The sequence below is a fragment of the Jannaschia sp. R86511 genome (genome assembly GCF_042466345.1).
In the GTDB taxonomy this organism is placed as follows: Bacteria; Actinomycetota; Actinomycetes; order Actinomycetales; family JBBAYJ01; genus Aquipuribacter.
The window spans coordinates 4,402,192-4,413,851 of record NZ_JAXHCD010000001.1; the positions used below are offsets into that span (position 1 = coordinate 4,402,192).

Annotated in this window: 11 protein-coding genes; 4 read left to right on the plus strand and 7 right to left on the minus strand. The window is 75.8% G+C overall.

Annotated features, from left to right (window positions below; genetic code table 11):
- The first annotated feature begins 189 nt into the window (after nucleotides 1–189).
- Nucleotides 190–1,020 (plus strand): formate/nitrite transporter family protein, encoded by an 831-nt coding sequence (locus SJY06_RS20650; protein WP_380169418.1) that lies wholly within the window; start codon nucleotides 190–192, stop codon nucleotides 1,018–1,020.
- Nucleotides 1,021–1,069: 49 nt separating this feature from the next.
- Complete coding sequence (gene sthA / locus SJY06_RS20655) at nucleotides 1,070–2,494, plus strand: Si-specific NAD(P)(+) transhydrogenase (protein ID WP_380169419.1); 1,425 nt, start codon at nucleotides 1,070–1,072, stop codon at nucleotides 2,492–2,494.
- Nucleotides 2,495–2,847: 353 nt separating this feature from the next.
- Here sthA and SJY06_RS20660 read toward each other — a convergent pair whose 3' ends face one another.
- The 3 genes from SJY06_RS20660 to SJY06_RS20670 all read right to left on the minus strand — a co-directional run bounded on the left by SJY06_RS20660 (nucleotide 2,848) and on the right by SJY06_RS20670 (nucleotide 6,134).
- Nucleotides 2,848–5,202 (minus strand): sodium-translocating pyrophosphatase, encoded by a 2,355-nt coding sequence (locus SJY06_RS20660; RefSeq protein WP_380169420.1) that lies wholly within the window; start codon nucleotides 5,200–5,202, stop codon nucleotides 2,848–2,850.
- 128 nt (nucleotides 5,203–5,330) lie between these two features.
- Entirely contained in the window at nucleotides 5,331–5,747 is a 417-nt protein-coding gene (locus SJY06_RS20665; RefSeq protein ID WP_380169421.1) for an ATP-binding protein, read from the minus strand.
- 39 nt (nucleotides 5,748–5,786) lie between these two features.
- The gene (locus tag SJY06_RS20670; protein ID WP_380169422.1) at nucleotides 5,787–6,134 is read right to left on the minus strand and encodes an STAS domain-containing protein; all 348 of its coding nucleotides are present in this window, start codon (nucleotides 6,132–6,134) and stop codon (nucleotides 5,787–5,789) included.
- A 135-nt stretch (nucleotides 6,135–6,269) separates the two neighbouring features.
- On the opposite strand from SJY06_RS20670, the gene SJY06_RS20675 reads away from it, so the two are divergent.
- Together SJY06_RS20675 and SJY06_RS20680 are read left to right on the plus strand one after the other, a co-directional pair.
- Nucleotides 6,270–8,627: a DEAD/DEAH box helicase gene (locus tag SJY06_RS20675; RefSeq protein ID WP_380169423.1), complete on the plus strand. Its 2,358-nt coding sequence runs from the start codon at nucleotides 6,270–6,272 to the stop codon at nucleotides 8,625–8,627.
- Nucleotides 8,628–8,735: 108 nt separating this feature from the next.
- Entirely contained in the window at nucleotides 8,736–9,344 is a 609-nt protein-coding gene (locus SJY06_RS20680) for a hypothetical protein (RefSeq protein ID WP_380169424.1), read from the plus strand.
- Between the two features lie 17 nt (nucleotides 9,345–9,361).
- Here SJY06_RS20680 and SJY06_RS20685 read toward each other — a convergent pair whose 3' ends face one another.
- From SJY06_RS20685 to SJY06_RS20700, 4 genes are all read right to left on the minus strand, one after another.
- On the minus strand, nucleotides 9,362–9,766 hold the full coding sequence (locus tag SJY06_RS20685; protein ID WP_380169425.1) for a pilus assembly protein TadG-related protein: 405 nt from the start codon (nucleotides 9,764–9,766) through the stop codon (nucleotides 9,362–9,364).
- Complete coding sequence (locus SJY06_RS20690; protein ID WP_380169426.1) at nucleotides 9,763–10,131, minus strand: hypothetical protein; 369 nt, start codon at nucleotides 10,129–10,131, stop codon at nucleotides 9,763–9,765. Before SJY06_RS20690 ends, SJY06_RS20685 begins: the two co-directional genes overlap by 4 nt.
- 31 nt (nucleotides 10,132–10,162) lie before the next feature.
- Complete coding sequence (locus SJY06_RS20695; RefSeq protein ID WP_380169427.1) at nucleotides 10,163–10,498, minus strand: DUF4244 domain-containing protein; 336 nt, start codon at nucleotides 10,496–10,498, stop codon at nucleotides 10,163–10,165.
- Between the two features lie 143 nt (nucleotides 10,499–10,641).
- Nucleotides 10,642–11,538, minus strand: a complete 897-nt coding sequence (locus SJY06_RS20700; RefSeq protein ID WP_380169428.1) for a type II secretion system F family protein — start codon at nucleotides 11,536–11,538, stop codon at nucleotides 10,642–10,644.
- Between the last annotated feature and the right edge of the window lie 122 nt (nucleotides 11,539–11,660).

The following is an 11,660-nucleotide window of genomic DNA, read 5'->3' on the forward strand; positions in this document are numbered from 1 at the left end:
TCGCGGAGCAGGACCAGCTCCGGGGTGACGATGGGCGGCGGCGGGACGGTCGGGGCGCTCACGCCCGTCACGGTACGGCGCGGCGGGCGGGCGACCGGACACCCGGCGCACCCTCCGGACGCGCGGCCCGGTGCGCGCCGCGACCGCGTGCCGTGGCGCTACCCCCGCCGCAGGCACCAGGCTCGTGGCGTGACCCCCGACAGCAGCAAGGCCCCGCCGGATAACCCCTCCGAGCGGACCGACGACGACGCGACGACCGAGGAGAAGGACCAGGCCCTCGACCGGGTGATCGTCGAGGGGACGCCCCGGTTGCACCGGGCCTGGTACGACCTGCTCGCCACCGGCACGGTCGCCGGGATCGAGGTCGGCATCGGCGTGCTGGCGCTGTTCCTGGTCGAGGAGGCCACCGGCAGCCGGCTGCTGGGCGCGCTGGCGTTCTCGATCGCGTTCATCGCGCTGCGGCTGGGCCACAGCGAGCTGTTCACCGAGGGCTTCCACGTCCCGGTCATGGTGGTGGCGGCCAAGGAGGCGACGCTGCTGCAGCTGCTGCGGCTGTGGGGCGGCACGCTGGTGGGCAACCTGGCCGGCGGTTTCCTCGTCGCGTGGCTCATCGCCACCGCCCTGCCCGACCTCGGCGAGGTCGCCGGGACCAGCGCCCGGGAGTTCACCGAGGCACCGTTCGACCTGCGGACCTTCTGCCTGGCCGTGCTGGCCGGGGCCGCGATCACGCTGCTCACCCGGATGCAGAGCGGGACCGACAGCGACGTGGCGAAGATCGTGGCCGCGGTCGGCATCGCGTTCGTCATCGTCGGCGCCGGGCTGTTCCACTCGATCCTCGACTCGATCATCGTCTTCGTCGCGTTCCACCACGGCGAGCCGGGCACCGGGATGGGCGAGTGGCTGCCGTTCTTCGCCTGGGCGGTGCTCGGCAACCTGGTCGGCGGCCTGCTCCTGACCACGATGCTGCGGCTGGTCCGCAGCCAGGAGCGGCTCGCCCAGTGGCGGGACTCCCGCAGCTGATCGGCCCGGGCCCTGTTCAGCGGGCCCGTCGCTGGGCAGACTCCACCGGGTGAGCGACGACAGCACGCCGTCCTACGACTACGACCTGCTCGTCATCGGCTCCGGCCCCGGCGGGCAGAAGGCGGCCATCGCGGCGGCCAAGCTCGGCAAGCGGGTCTGCGTCGTCGAGCGCAAGCACATGGTGGGCGGGGTGTGCGTCAACACGGGCACCATCCCGTCCAAGACCTTGCGCGAGGCGGTCATGTACCTGACCGGCATGGCCCAGCGTGACGTGTACGGGGCCAGCTACCGGGTCAAGGCCGACATCACGGTGCAGGACCTGCTCGCCCGCACCCAGCACGTCATCGGCCGCGAGGTCGAGGTCGTCCGGGCCCAGCTGCTGCGCAACCACGTCGACCTGGTCAGCGGGACGGCCCGGTTCACCGACCCCCACACGGTGTCGGTGCACTCCGACACCGGCGGCGGCAGCTCGCTGATCAGCGCCGGGGCGTTCGTCATCGCCACGGGCACCCGGCCCGCGCGGCCCGACGCCGTCGAGTTCGGGCCCCGGGTGGTCGACTCCGACGGCGTCATCGACCTGGAGCGGGTGCCCAGCTCGATGGTCGTGGCCGGGGCGGGGGTGATCGGCATCGAGTACGCGTCGATGTTCGCCGCCCTCGGCACGCGCGTGACCGTGGTCGACAAGCGCCCCACCCTGCTGGAGTTCTGCGACCCCGAGGTGGTGGAGTCGCTCAAGTTCCACCTGCGCGACCTGTCGGTGCAGTTCCGCCTCGGCGAGGAGGTCGCCTCGGTCGAGTCCAACGGCACCAGCACCATCACCACGTTGAGCTCCGGCAAGCGGATCCCCGCCGAGACCGTCATGTACTCCGCCGGGCGGCAGGGCCAGACGGCCGAGCTCGACCTGCCCGCGGCCGGCCTGACGGCGGACTCCCGGGGCCGGATCGCGGTGGGCCACCACTACCGCACCGAGGTCCCGCACATCTACGCCGTCGGCGACGTCATCGGCTTCCCCGCGCTGGCCGCCACCAGCATGGACCAGGGCCGGATCGCCGCCTACGACGCCTTCGGCGAGCCGGTGCGGGACCTGACCTCGCTGCAGCCGATCGGCATCTACACCATCCCCGAGATCAGCTACTGCGGCCGGACCGAGGCCGAGCTGACCGCGGACTCGGTGCCGTACGAGACCGGGGTGGCCCGCTACCGGGAGCTGGCCCGCGGCGCCATCGTCGGCGACTCCTACGGGATGCTCAAGCTGCTGGTGCACACCGGCACCCGCGAGCTGCTGGGCGTGCACCTGTTCGGCACCGCCGCCACCGACCTGGTCCACATCGGCCAGGCGATCATGGGCTGCGGCGGGACGGTCGACTACCTGGTCGACACGGTCATCAACTACCCGACCCTGTCGGAGGCCTACAAGGTCGCCGCCCTGGACGTCAGCAACAAGCTGCGCGCCGTGGAGCGCTTCGCGGTCTGAGGCCGGGGCGGCGGGCGGCGGGCCTGCGGGCTCGCGGGCGTGCGGGCCGTACCGACCAGCGACACAGGACGCGGGCCCGGCGGTCGAACCGGCCGCAGGCGGGGTCGACTGTCGCTGCTCGGTACGCCCACCCGCCTGCGGCCCTTCGCCGGGGTATCCCAGCCCTCTAGCCACCACAACGGCACGCTCAGAACCGCTGCGGCACCCATCCGAGCCCCTCGGCCACCACAACGACACGGCGGGAGCCGTTGCGGCGCCAGGCCGCCCCCCCCCGGCACAAGGAACGGGCCCGGCGGCCGTCTTCCGACCGTCGGGCCCGTCCCGTGTGCTGCTGTGGTGGTGCCGTCCCCGGCTCAGGCGGCGCGGGCCACCGGGACGTCGTCGGTCATCGTGACCTTGCGGCGCTTGGCCACGACCACCGCGATGACGATGATCGCGAAGGAGACGCCCGCGATGGCGTAGCGCAGGGTGTCGTTCTGGGTGTCGCCGAAGCTGAGCGCGACCACGGCGGGCGCGATGAGCACGGCCACCAGGTTCATCACCTTGAGCAGCGGGTTGATGGCCGGGCCGGCGGTGTCCTTGAACGGGTCGCCGACGGTGTCGCCGATGATCGTGGCCTCGTGGGCCAGCGAGCCCTTGCCGCCGTGGGCGCCGTCCTCGACGAGCTTCTTGGCGTTGTCCCACGAGCCGCCGGAGTTGGCCAGGAACACGGCCATCAGGGCGCCGGTGCCGATGGCACCGGCCAGGTAGCCGGCCAGCGGGCCGACCCCGAGGCCGAAGCCCACGGCGATGGGCGCGAACGCCGCCAGCAGGCCCGGGGTCGCCAGCTCGCGCAGCGAGTCGCGGGTGACGATGTCGACGACCTTGCCGTACTCCGGGCGGGTGGTGCCCTCCATGATCCCGGGGATGTCCCGGAACTGGCGGCGGACCTCGAACACGACCGCCCCGGCCGCGCGGCCGACGGCGTTGATGGCCAGGCCCGAGAACAGGAACACGACGGCGCCGCCGAGCAGGACACCGACCAGGGTGGCCGGGCTGACGATGCCGTAGTCCACGGTGTCGACGGCCTCGCCCGCCTCGATCAGGGCCGAGCGGATGGCGTCGGTGTAGGAGCCGAACAGCGCGGTCGCGGCCAGCACGGCCGTGGCGATCGCGATGCCCTTGGTGATGGCCTTGGTGGTGTTGCCCACCGCGTCGAGGTCGGTGAGGATCCGGGCGCCGGCCTCGTCGACGTCGCCGGACATCTCCGCGATGCCCTGCGCGTTGTCGCTGACCGGGCCGAAGGTGTCCATGGCGACGATGACGCCGACCGTGGTCAGCAGGCCGCAGCCGGCCAGGGCGATGAGGAACAGCGACAGGATGACCGAGCCGCCGCCCAGCAGGAACAGCCCGAAGACGGCGGCCGCGAGGACGCCGACGGTGTAGACGGCGGACTCCAGGCCCAGGCCGATGCCGGACAGGATGACCGTGGCCGGACCGGTGAGGGACGTCTCGGCGACGTTGGCCGTCGGGGGCTTGTTGGTGTCGGTGAAGTAGCCGGTCAGCCACAGGATCGCGCCGGCCAGCAGGATGCCGACCAGGACGGCGACGGAGGCCACGAACCGGGGGTCGCCCGGCAGGGAGAGGATCTCCTCGTCGGAGACCTGCGTGAAGTCGGCGAAGGACGACGGCAGGTACAGGTAGGCGGCACCGGCGGACAGCACGGCGGAGATGAGCGCGGACAGGTAGAAGCCGCGGTTGATGGCCGTCAGGCCGGACTCGCCGCCGCGCGGCTTGATCAGGTAGACGCCGAGCACCGCGGTCAGCGCGCCCAGCGCCGGGACGATGAGCGGGAACACCAAACCGGCCTCGCCGAAGGCGGCCTTGCCCAGGATCAGGGCGGCGACGAGGACGACGGCGTAGGACTCGAACAGGTCGGCGGCCATGCCGGCGCAGTCGCCGACGTTGTCGCCCACGTTGTCGGCGATGGTCGCCGCGTTGCGGGGGTCGTCCTCGGGGATGTTCTGCTCGACCTTGCCGACCAGGTCGGCACCCACGTCGGCGCCCTTGGTGAAGATGCCGCCGCCGACCCGCATGAACATGGCCAGCAGGGCGGCGCCGAAGCCGAAGCCCTCCAGCACGGTCGGGGCGTCGGAGCGATAGAGCAGGACGACGACGGCCGCACCGAACAGGCCCAGGCCGACCGTGGCCATGCCGACGGTGCCGCCGGTGCGGATGGCGATCCGCATGCCGGCGTCGCGGCCACCGGGCTCCCGGGCGGCCGCCGCCACGCGCAGGTTGGCCCGGGTGGCCAGCCACATGCCCAGGTAGCCGATCCCGGCGGAGAAGCCGGCTCCGACGACGAAGGCGATGCTGCGGCCGATCCGCACGTCGGGCTCGCCGGGCAGCAGGAACAGCAGCGCGAAGACCAGGACGACGAAGATCCCCAGGGTGCGGAACTGCCGGCGCAGGTAGGCCGAGGCCCCCTCCTGGATCGCGGTGGCGATGACCTGCATGGCGCTGGTGCCCTCGCCCGCCGCCAGCACCTGCTGGCGGAACATCCAGGCGACCCCGAGGGCCCCGACGGCCACCGCGGCGACCAGGGCGACGATGAACGTCGACCCACCGCCGAACTCCACCGCCTCACCGGTCGTCGCCGCAGCGAGTACGTGGTGGTGCATCACAAGGTCCTCCTCGGGAACGAGCGTGGGCAGACCCGGGTGCGGCACGGTCGCACCGTGGCCGACCCCGTCCTCGCGGTCGTCGTCGATGCGGTCCGCACGCGGCGGGTGAGCGCTCGGAGTCTAGGGGGTGTGTCTGCACGTGACACCAGAGCGCGCCCACAACGTGTCCCGCGTCACGTCAGGGGGACGTCGCTCCACGTCAGGACGGTGGTGTCGCCCTCGACGATGACGTGGTCGGCCAGCCCGCGCAGCAGGGCCAGGGCGAGGCCGTCGGCGGCGCCGGGGTCGGGGTCGCCCTCCTCGGCCGGCGCCGACCCGCCCACGGGGGACAGACCGCCCCCGACCCGGACCACGAACTCGCCCGTGCCGTGCTCGCCGGGGCCCAGCACCAGCTCGACCACGTTGTCCGTGACGGTGTGCATGGCCCAGGTGACGGCCTCGCCCACGGCGATGCGGACCTCGTCCACGCGGTCCTCCGGCAGCCCCTCACGACGGGCGACCGCGGCCGCGACCAGCCGGGCGGTCCGCACGTTCTCGGGCGACCCGCCGACCCGCAGGACGACGTCGTCGGCGCCGGGGTCGGGGCTCACCACCGTCTCACCTCGTGACCGGGTCGCAGGCCGGGCCGCTCACGCCCGGCTGCTGCCGGCGAGGGCCTCGTCGATGCTGGCGTGGATGGTGAACACCTTGGTGAGGCCCGTGATGCGGAAGACCTTGAGGATCTTCTCGCTGGCGCAGACCAGCTCCAGGTCGCCGTCCATGGTGCGGACGCGCTTGAGCCCGCCGACCAGGACACCGAGGCCGGTGGAGTCCAGGAACTCGGTGCCGGACATGTCGACGACCAGATGACGGGCGCCGGCCGCGACGGCGTCGTTCAGCGCGCTGCGCAGCTGCGGGGCCGTGTACACGTCGATCTCGCCGCCGACCTCGACGACCGTGCGGTCGCCTTCCGGGCGCGTGGCCAGGGTCAGGTCCACGGTGCTCCTCCTCATCGTCGCCGGGGGGTCTCCGGCCTGTGCGATCGGCGACAGTCAAGCATCTGAGCGGCCCCGGCGTCCTGTCCGTGCGACCCGACACCCGATCTGTCGCCCCCTCGGGGCAGTCTGGTGCCTGTGGACACCACTGCCGCGACGACCCCGCTGCCCGCTGCGGCTGCGGCGCTCGCGTGCTCCCCGGCGGCGGTGACCCGGCTCCGCCACGTCCGGACCCGACCGGCCCGTCCCGCCGCCGCCGTGCCCGTGCCGGGGTGGGTCCACCCCGCGCTGGTGCAGGCGCTGCGGGCCCAGGGCGTCACGGCGCTCTGGTCGCACCAGCTGGAGGCGGCCGAGGCGGCCCGCGCCGGTCAGCACGTGGTCGTGTCGACGGGCACGGCGTCGGGCAAGACCCTCGCCTACCTGCTGCCGGCCGCCACCGCGGCCCTGGACGGCGGGGCCGGGCGGGGCGAGCGGACCGCGCCCACCACGCTGTACCTGTCCCCCACCAAGGCGCTGGCCGCGGACCAGGAGCGCCGGCTGGCCGAGCTGGCGGTGCCGGGGCTGCGCACCGGGACCGTGGACGGCGACGCGACCCCCGAGCAGCGGGTCTGGGTGCGCGACCACGCCCACCTGGTGCTGTCGAACCCGGACCTGCTGGCCCACAGCCTGCTGCCCGACCACGCCCGGTGGGGTCGGCTGCTGCGCCGGCTGCGGTACGTCGTCGTCGACGAGTGCCACGCCTACCGGGGGGTGTTCGGGGCGCACGTGGGCGCGGTGCTGCGTCGGCTGCGGCGGGTGGCCGCCTCGCACGGGGCCAGCCCGACCTTCGTGCTGTGCAGCGCGACGGTGGCCGAGCCCGCCCGCACCGCGTCCCGGCTGACCGGCCTGACGGTGCGCGCGGTCGACCACGACGGCTCCCCCGACCCAGGGGCCAGCCTGCTGCTGTGGGACCCCGTGGTCGACGACCCGGCGGCGGACGGCACGGGTCCCGCGGGTCCGCACGGCCCGGACCGGGCCCGGCGCCGGGGCGTGGTGGCCGAGTCGGCCGACCTGGTGGCCGAGCTCGTCTCGCGCCGGATCAGGACGCTGGCCTTCGTGCCGTCGCGGCGGGCCACCGAGACGCTGGCGGGGCGCACCCGCGACGCCCTGGTCGCCCGTCACGGCCCCGAGGCCGGCGGCCGGCTGGCGCAGGCGGTGGTGCCCTACCGGGGCGGGCACCTGCCGGAGGAGCGGCGGGCGACGGAGCGGGCGCTGCGCGACGGCGACCTGCTGGCGGTGGCGGCCACGTCCGCGCTGGAGCTGGGGGTGGACGTCGCGGGCCTGGACGCGGTCGTGATGGCCGGCTGGCCGGGGTCGGTGGCCTCGTTGCGGCAGCGGGCCGGGCGCGCCGGGCGGGGTGACCTGCCCGGGACGGCCGTGCTGGTGGCGCGCGACGACCCGCTGGACGCCTACGTCCTCGCCCACCCCGAGCAGGCCCTGGACGCCCCGGTGGAGGCCGTGGTCAGCGACACCGACAACCCGTACGTGCTGCTGCCGCACCTGGCCGCGGCGGCCGCCGAGCTGCCGCTGACCGAGGCCGACCTGCCGGCGTTCGGGCCGGGCGCCCGCGCCGTCGTGGACGTGCTCGTGGACCGCGGCGACCTGCGCCGCCGGCCCGGCGGCTGGTTCTGGGCCCGGCCGGACCGGCCGCGCACGGACCTGCGCGGCAGCGGCCGCGGCCAGGTCCAGCTGGTCGAGGACGAGACCGGCCGGGTGCTGGGCACGGTCGAGGCCTCGCGGGCCGAGCAGGTGGTCCACCCCGGTGCGGTCTACCAGCACCTGCTGCGCAGCTACGTGGTCCTCGAGCTGGACCTGGACGCCGGGGTGGCGCTGCTCCGGGCCGGTGACCCCGGCTGGCTCACCTACCCGCGGACCAGGACGCGGACCCGGCTGGTGTCCGCCGACCTCGAGCGCAGGCTGGGCCGGGGCCGGTTGCAGCACGGGATGCTGGACGTGGTGTCGCAGACCACGGGCTACGTCCGCGTCGACGCCGCCACCGGCGCCACGCTCGGCCACGAGGACCTCGAGCTGCCGGAGCGCTCGTTCCGGACCCGGGGGACGTGGTGGGCCCCCGACCCCGACCAGGCGGCCGAGCTGCTCGCCGAGCCGGTCCGCGCCCTGGGGTCCCTGCACGCGGCCGAGCACGCCGGGGTCGCCCTGGTCCCGCTCGTGGCCACCTGCGACGTGTTCGACGTCGCCGGGTCCCACGAGGTCCACCACCCCGACGCGGGCGGCCCGCTGCTGGTGGTGCACGACACCTGGCCCGGCGGCGCCGGGTATGCCGAGCGCGTCTACGAGGTCGCCGAGGTCTGGGCCCGGGCCACCCGGGACGCGGTCGCCGGCTGCCCGTGCCGGACGGGCTGCCCGGGCTGCGTCGTCCGCAGCGGCTGCGGCTCGGGCAACCAGCCCCTGGACAAGGCCGGCGCGGTCGAGGTCATGCGGCTCGCGGGCGGCTGACCCGCGCGCCACGACGACGAGCGGGGTCGAGGTCGCTAGCGTGCTCGCGTCAGGTCGGACAGGTGACAGCTCGCCGAGCACCCGGCCTGCGCTGCGGAGGAGCTCGACATGATCGTCATCGGAATCATCCTGGTCCTGGTCGGACTCGTCCTGGGCGCCTTCGTGGTCGCCGGCAGCCTGCCGGGCGGGACCGGCACCGACGTGTCGTTCAGCCTGTTCGGCCTGACCGTGGAGACGTCCGTCGTCGTCGTCTTCGCCCTCGGCGCCGTCACCCTGCTGCTGCTCGAGCTGGGCGTCATCGCCCTGCGCACGGGCGCCCGCAAGTCCTCCCGGCGTCGCGCCGAGCTGCAGCGGCTGCGTCGCGTCGAGGCCGAGGTCCAGGCGCGCCAGGCCAGCGAGTCCCAGCGCAACGCCAGCACGGCCAGCGCGGCGGCGCCGGCCGCCCCGGCCCCGTTCGCCCGCCGCGAGCCCGACCCGTCGACCCGCCCGACGCCCACCGCGACGGACACCGGCTCGCAGACCGGCGCCTCGAGCCCGTCCACCGGGACCAACCGGGACCCGCGGACGGACCGCCCCACGACCGAGACCAGCCCGGGCGACCACACGGGTGAGCACCGCACCGGTGACCAGCACGCCACCGGCCCGGCCACGCCCGCCCCCGCGTCGACGCGCCCCCCGAGCACGACCGACCAGCCGTCCGGCGACGCCCGACCCTGAGCGACCGCCCCTGACCGTCACGGCTCAGCCGGGTGGTGGCCCGGTGGCACCGGGCCGGCCCGCGCCGTCCCCGTGAGGACACCGGCCCACCCGAGGACGTGCACGGTCACGTCGACGTCCACCGTCACGGTGCGGTCGGCCACCCGGCAGGCCACGACCCGGTCCGGGCGCGCGGCGGCCGGGGCGGGACCGGCCACCGCTGCGGAGGCCGTCACGCCCGACGCCACCACCTGCGAGGCCGCCGCGCAGGCGACGTCCGCCGGGTCGCCCCGGGCCAGTCGTGCCGCCGCGGCCAGGGCCGCCAGGTCGGCGGCGGAGTCCGCCCGCGCCCGCGCCACGGCCACCTGGCCCACGCCGCCGACCACCGCGCAGCCGAGCACCATCGCGGCCAGCGACGTGGCCGTCAGGCCGAGACCACTCACGCGGTCGGCTCCAGCCAGGCGTGCGCGCGGCAGGTGACGGGCAGCCGCCACGACCCCCGGTCCACCCACCCGGGGACCACGGCCGGGACGACGTCCACGCCGACCACGACCTCGACCAGGCCACCCGCCGTGCCACCGACGCCACCGCCCGCCCCCGCGGCCACGCTCACCGAAGCCGGCCGGTCGAGCACGGCCCGCGCCTGCGCCACGGCCACCCCCGCCGGCTCCCCGGCACTGACCGCCCGGGCCGCCGCCCGGGCCCCGTCGACGCAGGCCACCCCGGCCCGGCCGACCGACCCCGCGAAGAGCACCACCGTGAGGGCCAGCAGGACCACGGGGAACGTGACCGCGACCTCTGCGGTCACGCTCCCCGCGTCCCGCCGGCGTACCGGCAGGTCAGACCGTCGAGAGCGCACGCCTGACCAGCTCGAGCAGCAGCTCCTGCACCTCGCCGCTGCGGAGCACCGCGAACAGCAGACCCGCGAACCCGACGGCGGCCAGCGTCGCGACGGCGTACTCGGCGGTGGCCATGCCCAGGTCACCCGGCCGCGCCCCGGCCACCTCCGACACCGATCCCCCGGCCACCGCCGACGTCCCCTCGACCCGGGCCGACCTGCCCTCGCCCCCGGCCGACGACCCGGAGGGCCCGACCGCCCCGACCGCCCCGACCGCCCCGACCGCCCCGACCTGCGGCTCCACCGGCGTCTCCCTGTCGTGCTCGTGCTCGTCCATGTGTCCCCTCTCGTCACCGCCACCGGCGGTGGACCCACCCGGGCCCGGGCTCCACCGTGTCCGCGTCGAGCACCCGGTCACGGGGCCCCGCCGCGCCGCGGTGGACGGCACGCCGGCCCGGGCCCCTGTGGACACAGCCCGCGTCACGTCAGGCCCGTCCCCAGCAGCTGGACCACGACCGGGGCCACCCCCAGCAGCAGGAACCCGGGCAGCGCGGCGAGCCCGAGCGGCAGGACCAGCGTCGCCGCCAGCCGCGCCGTGGCGGTCGCCGTGCGCTGCTCCTGGGCGCGCCGGACCTCCTCGGCGGCCAGCTGCAGCGGCCGGCCCGCCGGGGCCCCGGTCCGCAGCGAGAACTCGACGGCCTCCAGCAACGGCCGCAGGGCGGGGTCGACGACGACCAGGCGGAGGTCCCCGGCCTCCAGCCCCACGGCGCAGCGGAGCAGGTCCTCCCCCAGCCGCCGCGGGTCGGCCCCCGGCACCAGCGCGAGCGCCCGGGCCACCTCCCGCAGCGCCGGGGAGGTGGCGGCTCCGGCCTCCAGCGCCGCCGCCACCAGGTCGCACACCACGGCCTCGTCCACGCCGTCCGGGCTGGCGACGGCGGTGGCGCCGCGCACCAGCCGGGCGGACCACCACCACGACAGGGCCAGCAGCGACAGGCCGAGCACGGCGCACGCCCGGCCCCACGGGGTGCCGAGCAGCACGGCGGTGGCGTCGACCCCGAGCAGCCCCGCGACCAGCGGACCCGCCAGGGGCAACCCACCCACGATGCGGGCCGAGGTGGCCGGCCCGGCCACGGCGCTGGCCCGGCGACCGTCCGCGGCGACCGCCTCGCGGACCGACCCGGCGGCCCGGCGCAGGACGTCCGCGGCCGGCGCACCCAGCCGCTCCACCACGTGGAAGGCGACCAGGACCGCCTCGCGCCCGGCCCGCGCCCGCGGCGCCACCGGTCGTGAGCCGTGCAGCCCGGCCACCCCGGACTCGTGCACCGCGGCCGCCCACGACAACCCGGCGTGCAGGCACACGGCCATGCGCTCGGCCACGCGCACCAGCTCGTCGACCTCCAGCCGCCCTGCCCCGCCGGTCGAACCCCGGTCGCGCGGTCCGGCCGGGCCGAGCGCTTCACCCGGGCCGCGCGGGCCGGCGGGTGCGCGCGTCCCACCCG

Excerpts from the sequence above, each read along its gene's own strand:
- SJY06_RS20695 (WP_380169427.1), bottom strand. The coding sequence starts at position 10,498 with ATGGACGAGCACGAGCACGACAGGGAGACGCCGGTGGAGCCGCAGGTC.
- SJY06_RS20680 (WP_380169424.1), top strand. The coding sequence starts at position 8,736 with ATGATCGTCATCGGAATCATCCTGGTCCTGGTCGGACTCGTCCTGGGC.